The organism is Pseudoxanthomonas sp. CCNWLY206-1, assembly GCF_039710385.1.
Classification (GTDB): Bacteria; Pseudomonadota; Gammaproteobacteria; order Xanthomonadales; family Xanthomonadaceae; genus Pseudoxanthomonas_A.
The window spans coordinates 128497-154067 of sequence record NZ_JBDKXI010000004.1; the positions used below are offsets into that span (position 1 = coordinate 128497).

General features: G+C 60.3%; 25 protein-coding genes. 15 read left to right on the forward strand and 10 right to left on the reverse strand.

Annotated elements, in window-relative coordinates:
- Positions 1-172 precede the first annotated feature (172 nt).
- Complete coding sequence (locus AADW18_RS10970; RefSeq protein ID WP_337343423.1) at positions 173-556, forward strand: VOC family protein; 384 nt, start codon at positions 173-175, stop codon at positions 554-556.
- Positions 557-853: 297 nt separating this feature from the next.
- Here AADW18_RS10970 and AADW18_RS10975 read toward each other — a convergent pair whose 3' ends face one another.
- The 4 genes from AADW18_RS10975 to AADW18_RS10990 form a co-directional block, all read right to left on the reverse strand.
- The gene (locus tag AADW18_RS10975) at positions 854-1642 is read right to left on the reverse strand and encodes an SDR family oxidoreductase (protein WP_337343424.1); all 789 of its coding nucleotides are present in this window, start codon (positions 1640-1642) and stop codon (positions 854-856) included.
- A gap of 43 nt (positions 1643-1685) precedes the next feature.
- Complete coding sequence (locus tag AADW18_RS10980) at positions 1686-2687, reverse strand: NADP-dependent oxidoreductase (protein ID WP_337343425.1); 1002 nt, start codon at positions 2685-2687, stop codon at positions 1686-1688.
- Complete coding sequence (locus AADW18_RS10985) at positions 2684-3550, reverse strand: oxidoreductase (RefSeq protein WP_337343426.1); 867 nt, start codon at positions 3548-3550, stop codon at positions 2684-2686. Before AADW18_RS10985 ends, AADW18_RS10980 begins: the two co-directional genes overlap by 4 nt.
- A gap of 145 nt (positions 3551-3695) precedes the next feature.
- Complete coding sequence (locus AADW18_RS10990) at positions 3696-4277, reverse strand: TetR/AcrR family transcriptional regulator (protein ID WP_337343427.1); 582 nt, start codon at positions 4275-4277, stop codon at positions 3696-3698.
- Positions 4278-4718: 441 nt separating this feature from the next.
- Between AADW18_RS10990 and AADW18_RS10995 the strand changes: the two genes are divergently transcribed.
- The 3 genes from AADW18_RS10995 (at position 4719) to AADW18_RS11005 (ending at position 7930) form a co-directional block, all read left to right on the forward strand.
- On the forward strand, positions 4719-5195 hold the full coding sequence (locus AADW18_RS10995) for a hypothetical protein (RefSeq protein ID WP_337343428.1): 477 nt from the start codon (positions 4719-4721) through the stop codon (positions 5193-5195).
- Positions 5196-5277: 82 nt separating this feature from the next.
- On the forward strand, positions 5278-5616 hold the full coding sequence (locus tag AADW18_RS11000) for a YciI family protein (protein ID WP_337343429.1): 339 nt from the start codon (positions 5278-5280) through the stop codon (positions 5614-5616).
- A 55-nt stretch (positions 5617-5671) separates the two neighbouring features.
- On the forward strand, positions 5672-7930 hold the full coding sequence (locus tag AADW18_RS11005; protein WP_337343430.1) for a glycoside hydrolase: 2259 nt from the start codon (positions 5672-5674) through the stop codon (positions 7928-7930).
- A gap of 22 nt (positions 7931-7952) precedes the next feature.
- Here AADW18_RS11005 and AADW18_RS11010 read toward each other — a convergent pair whose 3' ends face one another.
- From AADW18_RS11010 to AADW18_RS11020, 3 genes are all read right to left on the reverse strand, one after another.
- A complete protein-coding gene (locus tag AADW18_RS11010; RefSeq protein WP_337343431.1) occupies positions 7953-8714 on the reverse strand; it encodes an SIMPL domain-containing protein in 762 nt (253 codons plus the stop codon).
- Positions 8715-8942: 228 nt separating this feature from the next.
- On the reverse strand, positions 8943-9758 hold the full coding sequence (locus AADW18_RS11015; protein ID WP_337343432.1) for a hypothetical protein: 816 nt from the start codon (positions 9756-9758) through the stop codon (positions 8943-8945).
- A gap of 681 nt (positions 9759-10439) precedes the next feature.
- Complete coding sequence (locus AADW18_RS11020) at positions 10440-11081, reverse strand: DUF3011 domain-containing protein (RefSeq protein ID WP_337343433.1); 642 nt, start codon at positions 11079-11081, stop codon at positions 10440-10442.
- Positions 11082-11460: 379 nt separating this feature from the next.
- On the opposite strand from AADW18_RS11020, the gene AADW18_RS11025 reads away from it, so the two are divergent.
- Complete coding sequence (locus AADW18_RS11025) at positions 11461-12417, forward strand: type II toxin-antitoxin system RelE/ParE family toxin (protein WP_337343434.1); 957 nt, start codon at positions 11461-11463, stop codon at positions 12415-12417.
- 115 nt (positions 12418-12532) lie between these two features.
- Here AADW18_RS11025 and AADW18_RS11030 read toward each other — a convergent pair whose 3' ends face one another.
- Complete coding sequence (locus tag AADW18_RS11030) at positions 12533-14599, reverse strand: TonB-dependent siderophore receptor (RefSeq protein WP_337343435.1); 2067 nt, start codon at positions 14597-14599, stop codon at positions 12533-12535.
- Positions 14600-14710: 111 nt separating this feature from the next.
- Here AADW18_RS11030 and AADW18_RS11035 point away from each other — a divergent pair, with 111 nt between their 5' ends.
- From AADW18_RS11035 to AADW18_RS11080, 10 genes are all read left to right on the forward strand, one after another.
- A complete protein-coding gene (locus AADW18_RS11035; RefSeq protein WP_337343436.1) occupies positions 14711-15904 on the forward strand; it encodes an ABC transporter substrate-binding protein in 1194 nt (397 codons plus the stop codon).
- Positions 15901-16980 carry an iron ABC transporter permease gene (locus AADW18_RS11040; RefSeq protein WP_337343437.1) on the forward strand — a complete coding sequence of 360 codons (1080 nt, stop codon included), beginning with the start codon at positions 15901-15903 and terminating at the stop codon, positions 16978-16980. Before AADW18_RS11035 ends, AADW18_RS11040 begins: the two co-directional genes overlap by 4 nt.
- Position 16981: 1 nt before the next feature.
- Complete coding sequence (locus AADW18_RS11045; RefSeq protein WP_337343438.1) at positions 16982-17950, forward strand: ABC transporter ATP-binding protein; 969 nt, start codon at positions 16982-16984, stop codon at positions 17948-17950.
- 364 nt (positions 17951-18314) lie between these two features.
- Positions 18315-18707, forward strand: coding sequence for a hypothetical protein (locus AADW18_RS11050; protein WP_337343439.1), 393 nt, complete (start codon positions 18315-18317; stop codon positions 18705-18707).
- A gap of 58 nt (positions 18708-18765) precedes the next feature.
- Entirely contained in the window at positions 18766-19176 is a 411-nt protein-coding gene (locus AADW18_RS11055; RefSeq protein ID WP_337343440.1) for a hypothetical protein, read from the forward strand.
- A gap of 254 nt (positions 19177-19430) precedes the next feature.
- Positions 19431-20831 (forward strand): glycoside hydrolase family 27 protein, encoded by a 1401-nt coding sequence (locus AADW18_RS11060; protein WP_337343441.1) that lies wholly within the window; start codon positions 19431-19433, stop codon positions 20829-20831.
- 334 nt (positions 20832-21165) lie between these two features.
- Positions 21166-21369, forward strand: coding sequence for a hypothetical protein (locus tag AADW18_RS11065; protein WP_337343442.1), 204 nt, complete (start codon positions 21166-21168; stop codon positions 21367-21369).
- A complete protein-coding gene (locus AADW18_RS11070; RefSeq protein ID WP_337343443.1) occupies positions 21366-22514 on the forward strand; it encodes an ABC transporter permease in 1149 nt (382 codons plus the stop codon). Before AADW18_RS11065 ends, AADW18_RS11070 begins: the two co-directional genes overlap by 4 nt.
- An 8-nt stretch (positions 22515-22522) precedes the next feature.
- Positions 22523-23710: an ABC transporter permease gene (locus AADW18_RS11075; protein WP_337343444.1), complete on the forward strand. Its 1188-nt coding sequence runs from the start codon at positions 22523-22525 to the stop codon at positions 23708-23710.
- A gap of 374 nt (positions 23711-24084) precedes the next feature.
- Complete coding sequence (locus AADW18_RS11080) at positions 24085-24501, forward strand: ester cyclase (RefSeq protein ID WP_337343445.1); 417 nt, start codon at positions 24085-24087, stop codon at positions 24499-24501.
- Positions 24502-24584: 83 nt separating this feature from the next.
- Here the strand turns inward: AADW18_RS11080 and AADW18_RS11085 are convergent, their stop codons facing one another.
- The gene (locus AADW18_RS11085) at positions 24585-24929 is read right to left on the reverse strand and encodes a hypothetical protein (protein WP_337343446.1); all 345 of its coding nucleotides are present in this window, start codon (positions 24927-24929) and stop codon (positions 24585-24587) included.
- Between the two features lie 65 nt (positions 24930-24994).
- Positions 24995-25489 carry a lipocalin-like domain-containing protein gene (locus tag AADW18_RS11090; RefSeq protein WP_337343447.1) on the reverse strand — a complete coding sequence of 165 codons (495 nt, stop codon included), beginning with the start codon at positions 25487-25489 and terminating at the stop codon, positions 24995-24997.
- Positions 25490-25571 lie beyond the last annotated feature (82 nt).

Sequence of the window (25571 nt, forward strand, 5' to 3'; positions counted from 1 at the left end):
GCTAACAGGTTGCGGTGAAACCCCAGCATCGCGGCCTATCCATCGCCACCGCCAGCGCAAGCCAAGCGCAGTATCGCGGCACCCACTCGCACCGTTGACTGCTTTCGGCCTGCTGACGCGCAGACCGCAAATCTATAATGGCGCCCCTTCCATATGAGCGCCACCTTTACCCATGATCCATCACATCTCGATCGGTGTCCGGAACCTAACCTTGTCGGGAGCGTTCTATGACGCTGCTCTCGGTGCGCTTGGTTATCGGCGCGTATTCCAGGACGACACCGCCATCGGATACGGACTCGAGGACGACGAGGAGGATCTGTTTTGCTTGAAACTGCGCGCCGACGCCACACCGCCCGGCTCAGGATTCCACTTGTCGTTTTCGGCGCCGTCGCGGTTGGCGATTCACGATTTCCATGAATCGGCATTGCGAGTTGGGGGTCAAGACAATGGTGAGCCTGGCCTGCGCCTGGAGTATGGGGAGGATTATTACGCAGCTTTCCTGATCGATCCCGACGGTTACAGGATCGAGGCGACCCTCAATGCGCCGGAACTCTGACGAAGGCTGCGTCGCAGGAAATTGACTCGGCCATATCAGCCATCAAGAAAGGAAAGGGCTTTCGATACGAAATCGGCGGAGCGTTCACGTAGGGCGTGCCCGGTCCTGAGTATTTATCGGAATGGGTCATCATCTATTCCATGTATCTCGTGTGGGTCGAAAACTCGTGGTAGCGGGGCGCTCAGATCGGAGTCGCGCCTTCACATCGGCGATGGCGCGTTCCTTTCCAGTACGCGGCCGGCGTTCCCTCGCACTTGGGCAAGGCCGATCACGAGGTTTGAGTGGTTAGGGAGTGCCTTATGCGGCTACGCGATATCGCTCAGCAACATCCGCCTGCCGGATGTCGGAAATGAGGGCCAACCGTGCTGCGTCCAGGGCATCCCAACGGGTGCCATCGTGCAGCGGTGGAATGGTCACGAGCTCGCGGCGATCGAAACCAGCCAGCGCGGCATCCACCAGATCACCGACTTCCATCAACTCGGGAAGCGCAATGACATCGATGCCTGCACGCTCCCAGATTTCGGTGCGGGTACCTGCGGGGAGGACCGCTTGCACGTAGACGCCCTTGGGCGAAAGCTCCAGGCTCAAACCCTGGGAGAGGAACAGCGCGAAGGCCTTGGTCGCGCCGTAAACCGACATGCCGAATTCCGGCGCCAATCCCACCACCGAGCCAATGTTGACGATCGCGCCTTGGCCCGCTTTCGCGAGCCGCGGAGCGATTGCACTGGCAAGTCGGACAAGCGCGGTGGTGTTGAGGGCGACTATCCGAGCGACATCGTCGGTAGCCTGGTCAATGAAGCTACCGGACTGGGTTGCTCCGGCGTTGTTGATAAGGGTCCCAATGCGGGAGTCATCACGCAGGCGGGTCTCGACGACGGCCAGATCGTTGGACTGGGTGAGATCGGCTTGGAGAACGTCGACGGCGACGTTGTGTTCTCCGCGCAGTCGAGCTGCAAGGGTTTCCAATCGTGCTTTGTCGCGTGCAACCAACACGAGATCATGGCCGCGGCGTGCGAAACGCTCGGCGTAAACGGCGCCGATGCCGGTAGACGCGCCGGTAATGAGGACAGTAGAAGGAGTGGTCATGGCGGGTTCTCTTGATTAGGGGAAGGATGAAGCGGTGTTTCGGCTATTTGAGTTTGAGCACGACTTTTCCCTTCGCGCGGCCGGATTCGACGTAGGCCAACGCCTCGTTGGCTGATTCGAAGGCGAAGCTGCGATCGATCACCGGACGAAGAGCACCCGCCTCAACGAGGCGAGTTATTTCTCGCAGTTGTTGCCCGCTGGCGCGCATGAACAAGAAGGTGTACTTCAGGGATCCGCGTTTTGCTCTTCTTCTAACGCCAGCACTCAGCAGGCGGATGATGAGGCGCACAAACCACGGGGCTCCGGCGTTGGCGGCGAATGCAGGGTCGGCTGGACCGGTGATCGAAACGAGCGTCCCGCCTGGTTTCAGAACACGCAGGGACTTCTCCAGTGCGCCGGCGTCCTGGCTATGCAGAACCACGTCGTAGTCCCGCAGGATTTTCTCGAAATCCTCGGCCTTGTAGTCGATGACGACGTCCGCGCCCAGGCGCTTCACCAGGTCGACGTTGGCACTGCTGGTCGTTGTGGCGACCGTGGCGCCGATCTGCTTCGCCAGTTGGATAGCGAAGGTACCGACACCGCCAGACCCCGCCTGGATGAAGATTTTTTGTCCGGCTTGCAGGCGGGCTCGTTCAACCAGCGCCTGCCAGGCCGTCAAGCTCACCAACGGAAGCGATGCGGCTTCTTCCATGGTGATGTTGTTTGGTTTTGGCGCAACGTCGTTCTCGTTCACGGCGACGAACTCCGCGAAGGTGCCGATGCGGTGATCCGAAGGCCGCGAATAGACTTCGTCGCCTACTTTGAACTGCCGAACGCGCGGCCCAATACGCGTCACGACACCCGCCACGTCATGGCCCAGGACGAGTGGCATCGGATAGGGCAGGAGGAGCTTGAACTCACCGCTCTTGATCTTGGAATCCAGCACGTTCAAGCCTGCCGCGTGGACCTGGATCAGTACTTCGTCGTCCCGAAGCACGGGCTGGGGTACTTCGCCGAACCGCATCGGTTCCTTCTTGCCGTACCGATCAATGAAGAATGCCTTCATGATGTTTTCTCCGATGCCTGCTGGAGCTTGTGAGTGCCTGTCTCTGGCCTGCTGCCAAGTCGCAGACTCTTTCTGACCCCGTCATCCACCAGTGCGGCAGGCGCGAACCTGCGTAGCAATCGCAGGCGCCCGGCAAGCTTGCCGGCCGTATATCGGAGCTTCGGGTGCGCGGCCCCAGCTGCCTTCAGCACCACATCGGCCACCACGGCCGGATCGTCGGCAGCCGCCATCACTTCCTTCAGCACTTCGTCCAGGTGCGCGCGAGCGTCGCGATACTCGTCAAGCTTCGAGTCGGGAGCCAGAAAGTTCGCGTCGAACTGGGTCTTCGTGTAGGCGGGCTCGATCACCGAGACCCGGATGCCGCGTGTACGTAGCTCGTGGTCGAGCGACTCCGAGTAGCCTTCTACCGCATGCTTGGTCGCGGCATAGAGCGCTCCGTAGGGCATCGGAAGGAAACCCAGTACCGATCCGATGTTGATGATGCGGCCATTGCCCTGGCGTCGCATGTGCGGCACGACGGCACGGGTCACGCGGATAAGCCCGAAGAAGTTGGTCTCGAAAATCGCCTTGGCCTGATCGATCGAACTCTCTTCCGCTCCACCGGGCGCGACGCCGAAGCCAGCATTGTTCACCAACACGTCGATGCGGCCCTCCAGCCGAATCAGCTGAGCGACGGCGGCTTCGACCGATTCGTCGCTGGTCACGTCCAGCGGCAGCATCGCAAAAGACCGCTGGCCCGCTGGAGTGGCGCGTCTGCTAGTGCCATAGACCTTGTAGCCCGCCATTGCGAGGCGTTGTGCGGTGGCTTCGCCAATGCCGGATGAGGCGCCTGTTACGAGGGCGATGGATGCTTGGGTTTTCATGAGAGTGCCTTTAGTGGATGGGTGACGAACGCCGGCGCGATGGCGTTCGTCGGGTAGAACGAGAGAGGCGCATCCTTGCGATTTATATGATGATCGTCATATTAAAAATCGAACGCATGGAGCGGGCTCCGATGCGGAAGCGGGGTCAGTCCTGAGTCCGGATGAGATGTTCCAGCGCCGATTCGCGCAGCGCATCAGAGAGCCGTGGATCATCGACCGCGCGTGCCAATATCAACGCTCCGACGATAGTGGAAGTGGTCACCATGGCACGTTCGTGTACGCCGGGCTCTCCCCAGTTGGGAAACTGGCGTGCGATAAGGTCGATCATCTCCTTGATGCGACGTGTCGCAGCTCGTCTGACTTCCGGTGCCTGGCGAGGCATTTCCGAGCCAAGCGCGGCCACGGCGCAGCCATTTTCGATGCTTTTTACGTGCTCTTCAGACAGGTAGGCCTGTACCATCGCCTGGAACGTCTGCTCGGGAGGAACGGCCGCAGCGATGCTCTCCATCGACTGAACGGCTTCGCCACCCGCACGATCCGCCGCCTCGGCCAACATCGCCTCGCGCGAAGCGAAATGGGCATAGAAGCCGCCGTGGGTCAGGCCGGCGTCCTTCATGATGTCCGCGACGCCAGCGCCGTTATAGCCGCTACGCCGGATCGCGCGCGCCGCCGCATCGACGATGCGGTCGTGGGTGGCTTCCTTGGATCGGGTGGCTGTCTTCTTCATATGATGTGCATCATATACAGATTGACGACCTACACAAGCGGCAGGCGACGAACGGTAGGTAGCGCGTGGGATGGCGAGTTTTGGGGCAGCGACTGCCTAGGCGCTCGTCTTCCGTGCTTAAGCTTCGCCCTCACGCCGACCTGAGGCTGTCGTCTTGGCTCATGAGACCGGGCAGTGCTCTATTAAAAGTCACCAAGGCATCGCGGCGGGGAGCCAACATGGCGCAACCCGGGCGGTTGCCGGAAAAATCCACCCTTATCCGAGCACCCATCAGCTATGACCATACCCCACGTCGATCCAAAGCTGATATTCGCTTGGCAAGCAGCACATTCCATTGCCCGGAGTTCCCCGCCGCCTGTTCGCGATCGCGGGGGTTTCCGAGTAGACACTCACTCGGAAAAGGAAGTAAAGCGCTGGGTATTTCCACAGCCATGTGATGGGTTGCGCGCAATCGCAAACGAGATTACCGCTCCGCGGCATTACCTGAAGCTATGCGGCTCTGACGAGGAGCTGCGAAGTGCGCTGCCCAATCGCTGGGAAGTCCAGCCAGCGAACTACTTCATGACGGCGACGGCGGCAACTTTCGACGCAAAGCCTCTGCCGCATGGATACAAGATGGAGTGTCACCGGGCCGGGCCTGTCACCCGAGCTTGCGTCATCGCGCCGAATGGCGATCTGGCCGCAAGCGGATGCGCGGCGGAAACCGCGGATGTCTTCATCTATGACCGAATCGAAACGGCGCAGGATCATAGGCGGAAGGGATTGGGTGTCGCGGTGATGATCGCTCTTGCAACCGCGAGAAAATCCCCCGCACGTCCGCAGCTTCTAGTCGCTACGGTGGATGGCCGCCACCTTTACGCGAACCTCGGTTGGACAGTGCTCGCGCCATTCGCTGCTGCAACGATTCCAGAAAGTTGAACCTGTATGTGGACCAGACCTGTCGTCAACTGAAACGCCTGATTCAAGACCAACTGGCCATTAAGCAGAGGAGAGTAGAGAGATGGCGCGATACCTGATTTCGTTCGATGATGGATCGATGACGTTCCCCGAGGAGGATCTGCCCGCGGTGGCCGAGGCGTCGCATGCCGTTGTGCGCGAAGCCAAGGCGGCGGGAGTCTGGATCTTCGGCGGCGGCATCCTGAGCCAGCAGGCGAGCATCGTCGCTACCGATGGATCGGTCTCCGATGGGCCATACCCGGAGACCAAAGCGGTCATCGGCGGCTTCTCGATCATCGAGGTGGCATCCCGAGACGAAGCGCTGATATGGGCGGCAAAGATCGCCTCGTCCTGCCGCTGCGCCCAGGAAGTGCGCGAGATCATGTACGACCCAGAGTCCTGATCGCGCTAGATTGTGTTCGAACCGAAGCCTTCTTTATCCAGCGGACGGGAGATGCATGGTGAATCAAAAGGCTGGGCTACTCGTCGCGTGCAGCATGCTGCTGCTCAGTGCGTTGTCCGTATGCCCCTGGGCAACGGCTAACACCGTCCTTGAAAACCACTTATGGCGCGTCGAACTGGAGCCTGCCACGCTGGCGATCCGCGTCACCCCCGCTCTACGTCCGACCGTGCAAGTCTCCACAGGCGTCGCGGCCCACGTCGTCGCTGACCTCCGGGAAACCGCCCATCGTGTCGATTGGCAATGGGACGACGGCGCTTGGACCGTCAGCGCCGAGCTCAGTCAGCGCGACCTTGTGGTATCGATCAAGGCCCGAGCCCTGGGTGAGCTTGAGTTTCTCAAGCAGCCTGGTAGCGCCATGGGCAGAGGCTTGATCTGGCCGTTGGCCGAAGGGCACTACGTACCTGCCGGCGATGCGCTATGGCAAGAATTCCTGCTTCGTCGCGGCAAGATCAACACCACCCAGGATTTGAGCCTGCCAATGTGGGGCGTCGATCACGGCGAATTTGCTTTGAGTTGGCTCATGGTTAATCCATACAACAATCGCCTCACTTTCGGTGCTGACGGAAGAACCCTGGGACTGGCGGCCAGCCATGAATTTACCTCCCTGGATCCCACTTCGCCGCTGACCTTCATGCTGGTTTTCAGCGAAGCGGACCTGCTGGCAGGAGCCAAGCGCTACCGCCAATGGCTCATCGACAACCATCGTTATGAATCGCTTGACGAGAAGCTGCTCAAAACGCCTGAAGCTGCCAAGCTGCTCGGCGCTCCCCATGTATATCTATGGGGTAATGGGCTGCTGGGTCGAGGCGACGTTCAGAACTGGTCCACGCTATTGGAGCAACTGCGGAGCAAGCAGCCGCTGGCCGTCGAGCTCCGTGGTTTGCTCGGCGCGGAAACCCTGGCAATGCTCGACTCGGCGACGCCGCCACTCAACGATTATCAAAAGGAGGCTTTGCTTCGGAGCCTCAACAGTGCACTGAACGACAAGGCCAGGCAGAGTTGGCAAATCAGCGCCCAGCCAGATATGCAGCTGCTGGCACGTCGTTATGGTGAAATTCGCGACCAGGTGGCGGAAGTCTTTCGCGGCGCGCTCATCGCCGACCCTGCCCAATGGGGCGGTGCGTTGTCGCTTGCAACCCTTAACCAGCTGCGAGCGGCGAATCTACCGCGTCTATGGCTTGGCCTGGGCGACGGTTGGGAAGGCGGGCTTTGGCATCCCGAAGCGGTGCAGGCCGGGGTTGCGGCCGGTTACCTCCTGGCGCCTTATGACTCTTACGACACCGCGCTGGCGCCTACCGACGATCCGGACTGGGCCACGGGCCATCTCGGAAAGAATGCTCATCAAAATTGTGCAATCGTCCTCAAGAATGGTGACCTGAAAAGCGGATTCCAGGAAACGGGCTACTACACCGATCCCCGTTGCATTCGTCCCTTGCTCGAAGCACGTATCAGGGCAGTACAGGCCAAGGCGGGATTCAACAGTTGGTTTCTGGATGTCACCGCAACGGGCATGCTGTTTGACAGTTATCGCACCGGCAACACGATGACGCAGGACCAGAACGCGGCCGAGAACGCTGCGGCCGGTCGATGGATCAACGAAGTAATGAGGCTACCCATGGGCTCTGAAAGTGGCAACGCAGTCGCGGCCGAAGGAATCCTGTTTGCCCATGGCATGCAAACCCCGGTGGTGGGTTGGGACGATGACCTGAGGAAGAATCGGACCTCGCCGTACTACCTGGGTGACTGGTATCCGCCAGAGCAACCGAGCGTGTTCTTCAAGGCCGTGCCGCTCAAGCAGCCATATCGGACCGTCCATTTTGATCCTGCTACGCGTTTGCCGCTGTATCAAGCCGTATTCCATGGCTCGGTTATCACGACTCACCATTGGCTGTTCGACAGTCTGAAACTGAGCAACGTGCGAGCCCATAATGAGCTGACGCAACTGCTGTATAACGTGCCGCCGCTTTATCACTTGAGTGTAGCGACGCTGAAACAGCGACTACCGGCGATCCAGCATCAAGATGCGTTCTTCCGCCCGTTGCATCAGCGTTTGGCGATGGGCGCATTGATCGACTTTCGCTGGCTGAGCGACGACCGGCAAGTGCAACAAACGGTGTTCAGCGACGGCACGCGGCTGATCGCGAACTTTGATTCAAAAGTCCGTGAAGCGGCTGGCAAGGCAATCGCAGGGAACAGCATCGCGGCATTTGGGCCAGACGGAAAAATGACGACGTTCCATATCGAGATTGACTGACAGAGAACGTCGCCAGTAAGCGCTATTCCCCCAGTTCGTAAACCACGTCAAGGCCCAGTCCGAGGACATTCTCGCCCGGCGAGATCGGCGATGCGGCGTAGGCGTCGGCCGCTTGTGCCACCGCGACGGTACGCATGCGCATAGGGTTCGGAGCACCTCGCCCGCCCGTTTCGTCGATGCTGATGACGCGCCTCACGCGAAGACCGAGGCGCTTTGCATATCCTTCGGCACGTGCACGGGCTTTGGCGAGTGCTTGTGTCCGAGCCTCATCCAGCACGGCCTCCTTGTCTTCGATGTCAAACGTAGGGCCATTGATCTGATTGGCACCTGTCGCGACGAGCGCATCCAGGATTCCGCCGAGACGCCCAATGTCGCGCACCGTCACACTGATGGTGTTGGAAGCGTAGTAGCCCTTGATGCGAGGCGGCTGGTTTGGCAGGTGCTGATAGTCCGGATTGAGACTGACGCCGCTGGTCTGAACATCCTTGTCGGCGATGCCCGCAGCCTGGATGGCAGCCACCACGCGGGACATCTGCTCGGCGTTGCGGCGGATCGCGCCGTTCGCGTCGGAATCAAGTGAAACCACTCCGGTCGACAGTGTAGCGGTGTCGGGCGGGCGACGTGCCTCGGCGTAGGCCGACACGGTCACGAGCGTGGCTTCCGGGTCAGACCCATCCACGGCTGTGCCTTGGCGATTGCATGCTGTGACGCCGACAACGGCGAGTCCCAGCAGAAGCGCTGCAGCGGCATGGGAGAAGAAATGAAGCGGGCGTTGGATTGTCATTGGACTTCCGAATAGGGGCGCACCTCATCGTCAACGCAGGGATGGTCGGAGTGGGGTCAAACGCTGCCGTCATCCGTTGATCCGGGTATAGCCAGTTGTCGACCGTGGAGTTGAAAAAGTTTGGAGCACTCGCTCAACGAAGAACCGCAAGCATTCATCAGTAGCCATCCTTGCCATGAAACTCCGCACTCGATCGGCGCACCTGAAACGCGCGGACAGCTGGCGACATCAGAATCGGAGCGTGGCTACAACCTGTGGGCCTTGGTTCTTGAGGTTCAAGTTGCCAGTAAAGCGGCTACGATCAAAATCCAGGTCCACATCGTTGTAGTTGTAACGCAGACCCAGTCCAAAGTGATCCCAGGGAAAGTATTCCAGATGCACATTGACATCCACTGCATCACCTGACGTGTCGCCGCCAGACTTCTTGACGTAAGAGACTTGTCCACCCATGCGCCAACGCTCACCCAGGGAGTGGTGGTATTCCACGCGAAGCATAGGAGCCCATGCATCTTCGTTAAGCCGCTCTTCCACGGTGACCAGACCCGCGCCCGTTTCCAATGCGGCGGCCAGATCCGCGCTTACGTCATAGCGCACCGCGCCGATACCCACACCCGCGGCACTTTGCTCGTTGCGATGGAACAACCAGGTGTAGGCCACCCCCGCCATCTTTACGTCCATGTCGCCGGCAAAGGCTGCATCCACCGGAAATTCGGAGTCGTCGATGCTGAAATTCCGGTCCAGCAGGCGCTGGCCTTCGCTGTCGTAGTTGTAGCCGAAAGCAGAGATCTTGTGGTGTTCGCCTAATACGCCATCGAGAGACCAGAAGATATCGGTCTTGGAGTCGTCAAACCCCAAATCGCGGTGAAAGTTGACGTCGCTGCCCGCCCCGATGTCGGGCGAATCCCATCGTAGATCCACATCGTGATCGATTACGTAGGATCCGACGGAGACTTTGAACCGATCGACAGGCTCGATGGCTATCGCGCTGCTGGAGATGCCCAGCGCGACACTGGCAATCGCTACAACAAGTTTGGGTGATTTCATAGCGGCTCCCTGCTCTTATGTTTGATTTCCATTTGCGCGATGGGCGGCCCGTGCAAGGCAGCTACCCAGCGCTCAGCGACTAAGTGACAGACGTTGGCCCGATGCCGTCGCACTGCCGACCCACAAATCGCGTGCACGGGGCCAAAACGATGCAAAGACATCTCCCGACGAATTCGTCAGCACGATGGTAGGTCCTTGGAAATCCCATCGGGAGACCTTCCACAGTTCTGGACATCCTGAAGACGTGTTCGCCCAGTATCCATCGAAGAATGGGCTAGCTTTCAGGCGGACGGTGCAAAGAAACTCACCAGTGCTGGCCGTGATCTTGTACGTCCCGTCGATCTGCTCAGGCTTAGGTCGAGAAGGTCGATGCTTCGACCACGAAGGCCGATCGTCTTCGCGCTCATCATTGTCGCGGCCGAACCCAGCCCCGAACCCGCTGTTGCTGCTGGCGTTGCTTTTGATCCACGCCTTCATCTCAGGGGAGCTTTGGCTATCAGAGTCATCGCTCGTTTTAGTGGAATCATCGTCCGAGCTTGAAGTGGTCGTTGTCGTGGAACTGGACCACTCACTCTGCGTGCTCTGGCTTAGGGAACCTGTATTTTCTTGGGCGAACGTTGCGCCAGTGAGCGTGAAGGTTGCCGCGAAGAGGATAAATCTGTGCATGCCGGCGGCTCCCGTTTAGTTGTTCTCTTCAGATGGAGGATCAACGTCGCAGCCTACGCCGTGGCATCCAATCCAATTGCCTTGCGTATCGAAATTCGGATTGCCCTGCTTGTCGAAAGAAGGCCTGGTGTCGATGGCACCGGAGCCACCTTCATTCTTCGGCGCATCCACCAAACAGCCGACCCCATGGCAACCGTCGTATCCGCCGTGCGCGTAGGAATGGGTGTCGGATCGGTAATTCGAGTGATGCTCATGCCGGTCGGAAGAGGCAAGCGCGGCACCGGCAATGGAACCCAATATAAGCAGCCCAACGTCACGGCCACGGTCGTCATAACGTCGGCTGCCGGGATCATAGGTGCCATTGCGGCCGTGGTGATAGCCGCCCACATCAGCAAACACCCCCGAACAACCTTGATCGACCCATAGGCGCTGGCTACGACGATCGAATCCCCACGTACGATTCAGGATGCAGGAGCTGCTGGATATCTGATGGATCAGCTGTGGAGCGCGTAAGGGAGCGCGGCACTCACTGTATTGATAGCTGACCGAGTGACACTCGACGGTAACAGTGCCGCTTTGCGCCAACACCGCAGAAGAAGGTAGGTACGTTAGCGCCAGACAGGCCGCCGCGAAGACACTACGCCCAAGACCTGTCATCCCACTTCTCCTTGTTGGTTGTAAGACGGTACTTTGCAGTCGTGTCGCTTTGTTTGCGCTCCCTGTGCGGCAATCCTGCATCCCGGCCGGATTCAATGCAATGCCCTTCCCGGCCTAGGCAATTAGTCGCCTCGGGCTTGTTTCATTCAGGCTTGTGAAAATCTCCTGCCTGCCATTCGCACGGAGTCGCAGAGCTGCGGAGAGAGCCAAATTGCATTGGCGTAAGGCGCACTGGCGACCGCCTACCGGTCGAGCGCAAGCCTTCTTTGATTTCACTGTCCAGCTTGGCGCCGTGTCCAGCGCGCATTTGGCTGCCGCGCCCAGTTACGTGGCTGTAGGTGGCTTGAGGAGAACTACACCCGGGCGCTGACGCGTTACGATGCGGAACTCCTCACGCCGCACGTTGTCGATTCCCCCGCATGAAGGCCCGCACCCCCGACGCACCTCCGGCGGCATGAGCATCGCCTCGATCCGTATAGAGACCTGGCCCGAACCCAGGATCGAACGCTTGCAGCCGTGGATCGCCGGGCTGATTAGCGCGTTGCTGCATCTGCTGATGTTGCTGCTCCTGCTGTATGCCTCCAAGCCGATCGTGACGACATCGCAAAGCGCCGCGGGCGGCAGTCGGGTGAAAGTGGACTTCATCGGTGAGCCGCGCCAGTCCGAGCAGCCCATACAGGCGCCGCAAAATCCGCCGCCCAAGCAAGCGCCCCTCCCGCGACCACCTGCGGCCTCACGCGTGCAGTCCACGCTGGTCGAGCACGCCGACAACCCGGTACCGCCCGACGCGCCCCACTTGCCGGACCCTGTCCCGCGTCCGAGCGAACCACAGCCGCAGCCCCCCAGTCCACAGGACGACCCTGCACCGAGTCAGGCGCAGCAGCCCGCCACCAGTCCGCCACCTTCGGCGCGGCGCCGTCCCGAGACCTGGACCGGGCGGCCGCCGGGCATGCTGGAAGAAGATGCCGCTCCCGAGAACGCAGGGCTGGCCGACAGCCCCGCCGTTAATAACGGCCGCGGACGCGACGTCACCGCCGCGGGGCCCAGCATGGAACTGGGCGGCTACCTGGTCTATTACGAGGTGCTGAGCGAAGACAAGCTGCGCGCCTGGGCGGACCAGGGCATCAAGGAACTCTTCATTCCCCTGCCGGGAACGCGGTACTACATGATCTGCTCTCTGGAGATCGCGCTGAAGCGCGGTTCCGGCAAGTGCCGAGCGCTCGAGCCGAACTCGCCGGAGATGGAGGGCATTGGCGACGCGCGCAAGGTCGTCACCATGCTGCAGGTCTACAAGCAAGGCGAACTGGTCTGGCGCGGCCCGGGGCCGTACAAATGAGTCCCCGGCGCGCTGTCGCGTGATTGTCGTCGCGAACGAACGACCGTCTCGGCACATTCCGACTGCGAAGTGATGAGCACTTCAGAAAAAGGGGTTGCGTCACTCTGACGCTGCTCTACCAGCGTTTAGTCAAGGTAAGCCGGATCGAGCGCGGCGGCTGCGGATAAATCTGCGAGAAGCCGCCGGTGATGTAGTAGGTCTTGTCGGTGACGTTGTCGAGGTTAAGCAACAGCTCCATTTGATTTCCAAAGGCGTACCGCGCGTTGAGGTCCAGCCGTGTGTACGACGGCAGAAAGAAATTGTTCGCGGTGGTTGCTGCCTGCTCGCTGCCGTGGAAGATGCCGCCACCCACCGTCAGGCCGGAAAGAACGCCGCCGAAAGTCCATGAGGTCCACACGCTGGCCTGATGGCGGGGCACACCGGCCAACCGGTTGCCGACGATCACGGCGTTCGTGTCTTCGATGATGGTGGCATCGGCGTAGGCGTACGACGCCACCAGCGTCCAGGCATCTACCGGCCGCATCGAAACCTCGGTTTCGATACCGCGCGAGCGCAGTTCGCCGGTTTGGATAACCAGATTCCAGTCCACCGGATCGGCCACCACCGCATCGGTCTTGCGCAGGTCGAACGCGGCCAAGGTCGCTTCCATGCGGCCTTCAAGCAGGATCGACTTCATGCCGACCTCGATCTGATCGCCGCGCGTAGGCTTGGGGGTAATCCCGCTTTCCAATGTGCCCGCGTCGGCTTCGTTGCGGAACGAACGTGCCCAGCTGGCGTAAAAGGAAAGATCCGGCGTGGCGAGAAAGGTCAGGCCCGCGCGCGGTGAAAAGGGATGGTCGCGGCGAGTGATCGCCGGATCGATCCCGCCGGTGTAGAACGACAAGGTGTCTGTCTGTTCGTAGCGTCCGCCCAGCAACAGGCGCCAGCGATTCCACGCGATCTCGTCTTGCACATAAAGCGCCGTGGTTTCGAACTCGTAGCGACTGTCGCCGGTGGAGACGTAGTTGTTCGGTCGGCCGCTGCGAATGGGCTGGTACAGGTCGATCGGATTGCCGAAAGAAATCTTTCCGTCGATGTAGGCCAGTCGATCGATGCTGCGTTCCGTACCGACAAGCAAACGGTGTTGGAGTGACCCGGTGCTTACGTTTCCGTAGAGTTCGGCCTGTACGGTGGCATCCTTCTGCCGCTCGCGATAGCTGACGAAATTGCGATTGACGGTAGTTCCGCTCAGCGTGGGAAATCCATAGTTGAAGAACTCCTCCTCGGGCACGGTGACGTCGGACCAGAATGCGCCCAGGCGCAGCCGCCAATCGGCGTTGAGCGAGCGATTGAATTCCAGACTACCGGTCCACTGTTCCTTGCGGATGCGCATGAAGTCCTCGCCGTAGTTGCGGTTGGACGGCACCTGCAGAAACAGGCGGTTGTTGCCCAGTCCGCGGTCGAAGGCGGCGTCGCGGGCCAGGTATTCCAATCGCGCCACCACACTGGTGTCGCTGTCGGGCCGCCACTCCACGACCGGCGAAACAAAGGTCTGCCGGTTGTCGATGCCGTCGCGGAAGCTCCCGGCATCCTCGTGGGCCAGATTGATTCGGCCCAGCAGCGAGCCGTCGGCGTTCAGCGGCCCGGTCAGGTCCACACCGAGCCGCTTGTAGTCGTCGGAGCCGGCAGTAATGGATGCCGTGGCGCCGAAACCTTCCTCCGGTCGCTTGGACACGAAGTTGATCACGCCACCGGGTTCGAAGCGGCCATACAGGGCCGATGCCGGTCCTTTCAGCACCTCGATGCTTTCGATGCCCTGCAGATCGATTTCAGGTTGGGAGACGCTTTGCCGGAAGCCATCGCGCAGCGTGCTGATGGCCTGGAAGCCACGTATGCGAAAGCGTTGATTACCTGAGAACCCGATCGTGCGTTGGACGCCGCTGATGGTCTCCGCAGCCTGGCCGATGTTGGAAACGTTGCGCAGATCAAGCAGTTCGCGGGGAACGATATTCACCGTGAACGGGGTTTCCAGCACCGGCGCACCGGACTTGGTAGCTGTCTCGCCGGGGATGCGGCCCAGCGGACGGCCGTAGACAGTGATTGCGTCCAGTTCCGTCGCGGTATCGATGCGGGCTGTTTCCTGGGCCGCTGCTGGGGTGGTGACGAGTGCAAGTGCGAGGGCGGCCGGCAGGTGTTTTCGCATGAAGAGCTCAGGAGGTATCGGAGATTGAATGATACGATATAACATTATGATCACATAATCGGCTCACTCACCGCCGGTCACGTTTTCCAGCTCTCTCTTTGGGGGTACCCGATGAACTACCGCTCGTTGTTCCTGATCGTGGCGCTTGCGGGCCTGGCGCTTTCAGGTTGCGATCGAGTCGAGCCAGCTGCTGGTGCCGCGGAGGTCGCTGATATCGGCCAGCCGATTCCACTACGGCACGCGCAGTACCTGAAACTCGAGCGTCGCGATGGCTTTGTGGTGGCGCGCCTGAAAGGGCCGATGGCCAACGAAGAAGGCGCCAAGCAGGAATGGTCGGCCACTATCGTGCTGGCTCCGGCCAAAGGTCCCGCGCCGAAGCTGCACGGCGACCTGGCCGACGCCACCGTGATCCGCACGCCGGTGCACCGCGTCGCGACCAACGCTTCCTCCGACGAAGCCTTCCTGGGCCAGCTGGGCATCAAGGACCGTTTGGTGGCCGTAGGTGGACTGGCTTCTTATGACGATGAGATCCGTCGCAAAGCCAAGGCCGGAAAAATTGGCCAAGTGGGTTACAACTGGCACTCGCCACCCAATCTGGACGTGTTGCTGGCGACTCGGCCCGATGTGTTCCTGATGCGGTTGAGCGACCCAGCCCACACGCCGGAATTGAAACGCGCGCAAGCGCTGGGCTTGGCGGTGTTGCCGACCTTGGCCGAAGAAGAGCAAAGCTATCTCGCCCGCGCCGAATGGATTCGTCTCTACGGCATTCTCACCGGCACCGAAGCGCGTGCCGAGCAGATATTCGCCGAAGTGGAGGCCCGTGTTTCCGAACTGAAAGCGCAGGTCGCGAATCTCCCGAAGACCAAAGTGCTGTGGGCCTATCCAAATGGGGCAGATCGCTGGATTGCCACCGTGCGCGGCGCCGAGGCCAGCTTTATCACCGATGCCGGTGGCATCAACCTGATGGCGCGCCCGGAAGATCCGGATCAATATTCCGCGGAGACCGTATCCACGGAGGCGGTCCTGCCTTTCGGCGATCAAGCCGATGTCTGGCTGATCGGTGACATCCACGCGGTAGCGCCGCGCAACCCGGCGATCGAGCGCGGCTTCCGTGCCTGGCGCGAGCAGCGCCTGTTCGGCAACACCGGACGTATCGCTGCAAACGAAAACGCCTACGACTGGTATCAGACCGCTTTGGTTCGGCCCGATTGGGTGCTGTCCGACTTCGTCAAGGCGCTACATCCCGAACTGGTCGACGAGCCGTTCCGGTTCTTGAAGCCGCTGCCGCAGGGGCAGTACCAATGAGCCGCGCCGAATCACGGATGGCGATGCCGTTGGCGGATCGCCGCGCCACGTTGCCTCTACTGGCTGTCGCTGCGCTGCTGCTGGCGCTGCTGGCTGCGCTGATCGCCAGCCTGGCCATCGGCCAAGTGGTGCTGTCGCCGGCGCAGGTGCTGAGTGCGCTGGCCGAATTCGGTTCGACCTCCACCGAATCGCGCATCGTTGTCGAATTGCGTTTGCCAAGAGTGCTGGCAGCCGTGGTCGGTGGCGGTGCGCTCGGCTTGGCTGGACTACTGATGCAGACGTTGTTCCGCAATCCACTCGCCGATGCCTGGTCGCTGGGATTGATGGCGGGCGGGCAGTTCGGTGCAGCGCTGGTGGTGGTAGCGGGAGCGGTCGTTGGCCCTGCCGCGTTGGCGTTGATTACCGGACTGTCGGGGTTGGGCGTCGTCGCTGGTTCGGTACTGGGCATGTTGGGGGTCGCGCTGGCGATGGTGTCAATGGCGCGTCGGGTAAGTACCGTCACCTTGCTGGTACTTGGCTTGATGCTGGGCTTCCTGGCGCAGGGTCTGATCAGTGTCCTACTGCATTTCACCAATCGCACGCAGGCACGTATTTTTTCTTCGTGGAACGACGCCACGTTCGCATCGATCGTCTGGCCCGATTTCGCCACGCTGTTGCCGCCGCTGTTGATCGGGCTGGCGCTGGCGATCTGGTTGGCCAAGCCGTTGACCGCACTGCTGCTGGGCGAGACCTACGCCGAAAGCCTCGGCGTCGACGTACCGCGCCTGCGTCGGCTGGTGCTGGGCGCGACGATCCTGCTGGCGGCGCCGGTCACTGCATTCTGTGGGCCGGTGGCCTTCATCGGCTTGATTACCCCGCATCTGGCGCGCGGATTGATTGGCTCGGCGCGCATCGGCGCATTGATCCCGGCGACGCTGCTGTTGGGCGCGCTGTTGGCGCTCGCGGCCGACTTCGTGGTGCACTTGCCTTGGAGCCAGCACTTCCTGCATCTCAACGCCATTCTGGCCATTCTCGGTGCGCCGGTGGTGATCGTGCTGTTGCTGAAGTCGCGCAGCCTGCGCGCAGCGGGGGTTTGACATGCTGGTATTGAATGACTTGCGTATCGGCTATCACCGCAAGGCGCTAGCGACGTTGCCGCCGACCACGGTCGACGCCGGCGAATTCGTCTGCTTGCTGGGCCGCAATGGCCAGGGCAAGTCGACCCTGCTACGCACATTGGGCGGCTTCCTCGCGCCCATCTCCGGTGAGGTCATGTTGCACGGTACGCCAGTGCGCGAGTTGCAGGGCATCGCGCGAGCGCGCCGGATCGCGGTCGTGCTGACCGAACGCCCGCAAGTCGGTGCGTTGGGTGTGATGGATTTGGTGGAGATGGGTCGCCAACCTTATACGGGCTGGTCTGGCGTGCTGTCCGACGAGGACCGCCGCATCGCCGCCGCGTCGCTGGAGCAAGTCGGCGGCGCGCATTTTGTCGGCCGCACGGTCGATAGCCTCAGCGATGGCGAACGACAGCGCGTGATGATCGCGCGTGCGCTGGCGCAGCAACCTGATCTGATGCTGCTCGATGAGATCACTGCTTTTCTCGATCTGCCCAGCCGCGTCACCATCATCAACATGCTGCGTCGTATCGCCACCGAGCAGGGGATGACGATCATCCTGTCGAGCCATGATCTGGAGCTATCGCTGCAGACCGCCGATCGCCTGTGGCTGCTGCCTGGGCAAGGACGTTTCGTCGATGGTGCGCCTGAAGATGTGGCGCTCTCCGGTGCGGTCGGCGACGCGTTCGATCAGGAGAACCTGGCGTTCTCACTAGAATCCGGACGCTTCGAGAGTTCCACGGTTGCCAGTCGTTCCGTCTATGTTGAAGGCGACGACGTAGCCACACTCTGGCTGACACGGTCCCTGCGCAGGCGCGGCTATTGCCTGGCTGTCGATCCGGCCGAAGCGGACCATCGCATCGCCTCCTTGTCATTGGGCCGATGGAACGTGGATGGACAGCGAGAGGTCAATACGATCGCGGAGACTTTGAAGGTCCTGGCGGCGCGGTGATGCTTCGCTGCTTCCGATTGGCCACCGCAATCAAGAGCGTGGCTGTGCAGCCTGCGCTCCATGTCAGCGCATCCGATGGCCGCGCAGTGGTGCGCGATATCATGGGCGAGGGCGCGATAAGCGATGCGTTACTGCAGTCCCAGTTATCTGTGGAATCAGCAAAATGGGCGGACCCAAGTTCCTTTATGTTCGATCCCGACGAAATACTTTCTGTCCTCTGATATCAACGGAAGCGGAAGCCCAGCTTGTTAGCCGAACCCAGCCACCCTAAGATCGAGCGGTATCAAGCGGATAGCGCGCCACATGGTGCGCTGCGGACTCGTATAACCGGATTCTTGGATCCGGCCTTAGATAGCCAGGCCTCATGCTCGAATTCCCTGCACCGGACTTTTCCAAGTGGCTTGTTTGTGTCGCACCCGCAACCCTGCCAGCGAATGTCGTAGCGTTTAACTTCAACATGGCGGAATGCGGAGACTGGATCGTTGAGCTGATCGGCGCTTCCCGTTATGACCCGGACGACGAAGATTGGAGTTGCCCCCCGGAAGCATGGACGAGCAGGCCAGGGCAGCTGACCATTCCACGATCTGTCGGCGGCGCTACCTGGGAGCAGGCGCAGATGTATGTCGCCCGGGAGGTCGCCCGGTTTCTCCGTAGCTCTTCGACGCCTCAAGCTGAAGCTTTGCGCTCTGCCCAGGCAGTTTGCATAGGTTTCGTGGATGGCAACTTGGAAAAGGTATGGCCAGAAGATGAGACCTGAGCATTCATTCAAGCCTAAGCCGCTGCGCGGCTTGGCTTAATCTAGGGGTTGGACTGCTATGGAAGACTTCTCGCCAAGGGAACTGAAAGCCCGTCACGCCATTCTTTCCGGAGTACCAGGCGACGTATCCATCAGTATCTTGATGACTCCATTTCTTTGGAATCAGGAGATCGTAGATACATCCATTCGCCTCGACGCCATCGACTTGCCATCGAACATGCTCAGAGACTTGGCTGGGAAGCTGTTCGAATTTCCAACCAGCCCGAATGATGGCTACATCGACGGATCAATCCATCTGAAAAACGCACATCACCCCGTGGACGTGACGTCGCTTAGTTTCAGCAGATCCCGCGACGGGCAATTGACGCTTATCGTTAGAGGCGTCTACGTATTCGACTTTGAAGGGCTGGATGACCTGGGGAAAAGTCCCTTCACTATGGCCGTAACCGTAAGCTCGTGCGCGGTCTAACCGATTTGCTGGAGAAGAGGTAGTTCGTGGTGACGCTATGCAAGTATTGTTTTGGAGGCGCCTCTGAATGGAGTGCCCGCTCCTGGCCGGCGCAACTCGCGCATCGCGAACCGCCATGCCCATCTCGGTATGGCGGATGCGAATCTTTTCATTGGACCGACGATCAACGTGCATCCTAGTCTGCCCAAGTGACGCGACCCTGCGCGTCGTCTATCGTCCCGGCCCACGGCGGTCCAGCGGGACAGGAGTAGTCCATGCGTCAATCAAGATTCTTGCGGTTCCTGCGTGTCCAGTTGCTCGCCGGCAGCCTGTTGCTGGCAGCCGCCACGTCCAACGCCGCGCCGCCGTCTCGCGATTTCCATCAATGGGCTCCGACGCCACCCTTGGGTTGGAATAGCTGGGATGCGTTCGGCACCACGGTGACCGAAGCGCAGATCAAGCAGCAGGCCGACTTCATGGCCGCCAAGCTCAAGGCACATGGCTGGCAATACATCACCGTGGATATCCAGTGGTATCAGCCCACTGCCAAGGGTCATATCTATGAGGAAGGTGCCGTACTGGCGATGGACGGCTTCAGCCGGCTTGTACCCGCGCCTGAAAAGTTTCCCTCGGCGGCAGGCGGCCAGGGCTTCAAGCCGCTGGCCGACTACGTGCACAGCAAGGGACTGAAATTCGGCATCCACATGATGCGCGGCATCCCGCGCCAGGCGGTCAAGCAGAACACGCCGCTGCTGGGCACTCATCTGCGCGCCGCCGACATCGCCGACATCAACAGCATCTGCTCCTGGAATCCGGATATGTACGGCGTGGACATGTCCAAGCCAGGTGCGCAGGCCTATTACGATTCGCTGATGCAGCAGTTGGCAGACTGGGGCGTGGACTTCGTCAAGGTCGACGATCTCAGCCGCCCGTATCAAGAACACCAGGCCGAGATCGAGGCTATACGCAAGGCGATCGACAAGACCGGCCGGCCCATCGTGTTCAGCACTTCGCCGGGCGAGACGCCCTTGTCCGCCGGCAACCACGTCAACCAGCACGCCAACATGTGGCGGATCAGCGACGATTTCTGGGACCGCTGGGAACTGCTGCTGGCGCAGTTCAAGCGCCTGCATGAGTGGACGCCGTACCGCATCGCCGGCGCTTGGCCGGATGCGGACATGCTGCCGCTGGGCATCGTCGAGTTCGATCGGCCGACCCGTTTCACCCGCGACGAACAGATCACGCTGATGACCTTGTGGAGCATCGCGCGGTCGCCGCTGATCCATGGCGGCGACCTGACCCGCACCGATCCGTTCACGCTGTCTTTGCTCACCAACGATGAGGTGCTCGCGGTCAATCAGCGAAGTGCACACAACCGCCAGCTGTTCCGCAGCGACGACGGGCTGATCGCCTGGGTCGCCGATGCGGCCGACGGCAAGGGCAAGTACCTGGCAGTGTTCGATACTCGCGACGCCAGCGGCGCGACCACCGGCACTCGCCCGGTGCCGGTAGAAATCGCGGCGCTCGGGCTGCAGGGACAGGTGCAGGTGCGGGACCTATGGAGCCGTACCCAACTGGAACCGGTGAGCGGTACCTTCAAGCCGCAAGTAGTCCCGCATGGCGCCCGTCTGTTCCTTCTCACTCCCAGCACTGCCTCATCGGCATCAAAGCCGTAAGAGAGATTCGGCTTTAGTGATCCGTGTGGCCGGAGTCTGCACCTGACTCGGACGCCATCGACGCAGGGAAGACTGCGTGTAGCGTTTGCCGCATGGGTCCCGTCGCTTCTTGGTACTGCTTGTGCGCAGCCATCCGCCGCGTTTGCCGTGCCAATGGAGGCGCTGCGACGCGGCTAGCGCGTCTCGATTTGTCGTCGCGAACCTGCACGCCGAATGTCTGCTTCTGGCCCAAAGCGGACGTCGAGTGGATGTCCGTTTCTGGTCGACGGGAGGCCTTTGCGGGTTGCAAGGGAAAAGTTGCCTCTTGCTCTGACTAGAGCCTGGTGACTGATGGTTGCCGCTGGCTTTGATATCGTGGGGACAGGTGGGAGATATTCAGGAAGCAAGGCAGAGTCACCAGCATCACGGCAAGACCATTATCATGGTGACGCACGATCCCCTTGCGGCGGTCAGGGCCAAGCGCCAGCTGCACCGCGACAAGGAACGCGTGGCGACGTCGCCACATTCATCAATGACGGCGATGGAGCGCGAAGCATGAGTTGTCTGCAGTTGATCTGGAAAGGGCTCTGGAGAAAGCCCGTACGCACTGCGTTGACCTTCGCATCGATGACCATCGCCTTTCTGCTGTTCGGACTGCTCAACGGGATCAACCAGGGACTGGATACTGTCACCGCACGGTTCCACCTGGATCGCCTGTACGTCATGAATCGCATCAGCATGTACCATCCGCTGATCGTGCCGTTCGCTCAGCAGGTGGAAAAAATACCGGGCGTATCGGACGTCGCGTACTGGGCTTACTTTGTCGGCTACTACCAACAACCGACAGTCCAACTGCCCATCGTCGCAGCGGATGTGGAACGGATCTTCCGCATGTACCCGGAGTTGCGTCTTCCGCGCGACCAACTAGAAGCGATGTCGCGAATCAAGTCCGGTGCCGTCATCAGCACTCATCTCGCGAAGCGCTTCGGCTGGAAAATAGGCGACCGCGTGCCGGTGAAATCAGCCATCTGGCCGCGCAAGGACGGCGGGGATGTCTGGTATTTCGACATCACCGGCATCTACGAACCGTCCGAGGCGGCGCCCGCACTCAACGACCTGTTCTTCATCAATCTCGATCACTTCGATGAAGCGCGGGCCTTTGGCGCGGGGGCGGTTCATCTCATCATCGCGCGTGTCGACGATGAGAGCCAAAGCGGGAAGATCGCCAAAGCCATCGACGACATGGCGGAGAACTCGCCGTTCCAGACCCGGACCCGTAGCGAGAATGCCTACGCAGCCGTGCAGTGGCGACAGATCAACGATCTGCGGACGATCGGCAACTTCATCACCGGCGCGGTGTTGTTCACTCTGCTGGTTGTGAGCGCCAGCACGATGATGCAGTCGGTTCGGCAACGCTTCCCGGAGCTGGCGGTGTTGATGGCGGTAGGGTTCACGCCAGGACGCATCGCGACGATGATCGTCGGCGAAGCATTGATACTAAGTCTGCTGGCCGCAGTGATAGGCTTCGGTCTGGCGACCTTGGCATTTCCCTCCGTGGCCGAGTTGTTCGGCGCCATGCGCCTGCAGCCGGCCGTGTTCCTGACCGGTTTTTTGATTGCGATAGGGATTGCGTTGGTGAGCGCGTTGTTGCCGGCCATTCTCGCGGCGCGGCTAAGTATCGTCGAAGGTTTGGCGGGACGTTGAGAGGCGCCATGAACTCGATCAAATTGATGCTGGCGGCCACCGCCATGAATCTGAAAGATCTGTCGCGGCGGCGCGTGAACTCACTGGTCATGGTCATTAGTATTGCCGGTGCTGTCGCAGTGTTCTCGGGCGTGCTGGCAATGAGCGCCGGCCTGGATGGGGCGATGCGCGATTCGGGCAACCCTGATCGAGCAGTCGTCCTGCGAACGGGTTCGACCGTGGAGATCGCCAGCGCGATCTCGCCCGAAGATTTGACCGTCATCCGGAATATTGCGGATGCGCGGAAAGGTGCCGATGGCGTTCAGTTCATAGGCGCCGAGGCCGTGGCGCCGCTGACATTGATCGAAAAACGTACTGGAATGGAAGTCAATGGCACGTTGCGCGGCGTCGGCAGCGAGATCCTGGCAATACGGCCGGAAATCCATATCGTGGCCGGCCGTATGTTCGAACCAGGAAAGCTGGAGCTGGTCGTTGGCCAACAAGCGTTGAAACAGTTCGAAGGGCTTGAGCTCGGTGGCGAGATAACGGCGTATCGGACGAAATGGAAGGTCGTGGGTGTGTTCGCCGCGAATCGTAGCGCCCGCGAATCGGAGCTGATGACCAGTGCAGAGGTGGTCATGAATGTCAGCCAGCGTCCCGCATTCCAGAACGTCACTGTGGTTCTACCAAACGCGGCGGCATTCGATTCGTTCAAGAAAGCGTTGACCTCCAGCCCAAGCGTCGCCGTGGACGTATTCACCGAGCCGGAATTCCTGCTTCGCGAAACCCAGAGTTTGAATGGGCTGTTGGGTTTCATGGCGTACGTCATGGGCGGCATCATGGCGCTGGGTGCGGTTTTCGTAGCCATCAACGCGATGTATTCCAGCATCGATGATCGTCGCAGCGAAATTGCCACGCTGCGCGCCATCGGTTTTCCTCCTCTGGTCGTCGTCGGTTCGATCGTCGCGGAAGCCATGCTGCTGGCACTGGCCGGCGGGCTGCTGGGCGCCTTCGCGGCTTGGCTGCTCGTCAACGGCAATACCGTCAGCACGGCGGTGGGAGGCGATCTGCGTCAGCTGGTGTTCGAGATGGCGATGACGCCGGCCGTCGTACTGAAAGGACTGGGAGCGGCGTTGGTGATTGGGGTTGCCGGCGGTTTTATTCCAGCGGTACGTTCGGTCAGGAGCCAGGTTGTCGCCGATCTGCGGACCATCTGAGAGAAAAAGAGACGGATTGCTGCGACATTGCTTGCAGCCAGGCGAAAGCTGTTACGAGAGGTTTGATGATAGTGGCTGAGGCTCTCGACAAATACCGATGTCGAGGAAAGGCCGCTTCCGACCCGGAGCGGACATTCGCGAGAATCAAGGGAAAGAATTGGCTTATCGGCTCATTAATTGAGTGATCCCGGATGGTAGGAGATCAGATCGAGCGGTTGAACAACCTTATGCCGGTCGCCGGAAAACGCCACGAGGAAGGTAACATGGCCATCATCGACCGCTGAACGTGCCTCCGGATCCGAGTAACCATTCCCCGGGCTGAGCTACTCCATGTTTTCGGACGGTAATGTCTTCACCCCAATGCGAGGTGCACCATGACGACGGAATCAAACAAACAGGTAATGTCGCGTTTTCTGGAATTCATCAACACCGCCAGCGAAGCGCTTGCTGATGAACTCATATCCCCCGATGCCGTCTTCCATGTGCCGGGGCGCGCCGATCCGGTAAAAGGGCCGGAGGGTTACCTAGAGATCATCGCGATGATGCGTTCCGGCTTTCCTGACATCCAATGGTCGCTGGAAGAGACGATCGCCGAAGGCGACAAGGTCGCGGCTCGCTTCATTATGCGTGGCACACACAAAGGCCCCTTCTTTGGCGTTCCGGCGACCGGAAAGTCGATTCAAGTTCAGGCCATGAACATCTATCGCTTGTCAGATGGGAAATTTGTCGAAGAACGTGGGCAACCGGACTTACTGGGGCTGTTGCAGCAGATCGGTGCGATTCCAGCCTAGTCTTGAGTGTCCACCTCTGACCGATAGCAGATGTCCTTCGAGAAGGCTTACATGCGCGGCCGCACCAGAAGCCGACTAGGAAATCACATCATCGCGCGGTTGAAATAGGCCGCTTGCTCGAACTCGGCGATGTTCGCGGCGATGCGGGGAAGCAGCGGAAACATCTCAGCCAGATCGCTGACGATGGCCTTCGACAAGGCGGCGCGCTGCTCGACGCTGCGACCCTGCATGATCCAGGCGAAGACGTGGATGAAATCTTCCCGCCCGCCGCCGACGGCATGGATTGTGAAAGGGCGTATACGGATCTTGATGTCGGATTCATCGAACAGCCCTGAAGAAATCGCCACGCGATGCAGCCGGGTGATGATCGATTCTTCATCATGGATCCGAAGTATTTCCTGGGAACAGTCGACTACGAAGTGCGGCATGATGGCTCCAAAAGACGAAGCGTGAATCGAGGGCGTGATTGCCTTCGAGCGGAAGCGAGATAGCCTTAATCAAGCCGGCGCCACACTGAGACCGGGATGCTCCCATCCGCTCGGGGCGGCACCTTGTAGCGCAGCTCGGCACCATCCAACGTGTACTGGCGCCTTTGTATCGTGCCTTCCCAGTTGGGAAAGGACGAGCCTACGATCGAGAACACCAGTACTTCTGCCCGATCATCGATGGTCATCGTGCCGTAGTGGGTGCTGCTGCCCATGACTGCGGACTTGAATTCGTCGATGCTGCCATCGGCCTTGTTGTCGCTAGCGAAATGCAGGCGTCCTGACTTGAAGATCTGCAGCGAATACCGACCCTTGGCGTCGATGACGAGCCTGCCTTTTGGGTTTTCGCCGTAGTCCCGTGTCGTCTCGCCATCGGGCAAGACTTTGTCTGCGGCGACCAACATCCAGGTGCCTTGCAGCGGGAATGCAGGTGTGGGCACGTGCGCGCCGCGCGCCGCCAGTCCCGCCAACATTGCGACCAGTGCGCCGGTCAGTGGTTTCATCGGTGAGTCCTTCAAGGCTGGGAATCGACCGCTGCCATACTAGGCCGCTTGATAGATACGAAAAATGCATCTACAAAGATAT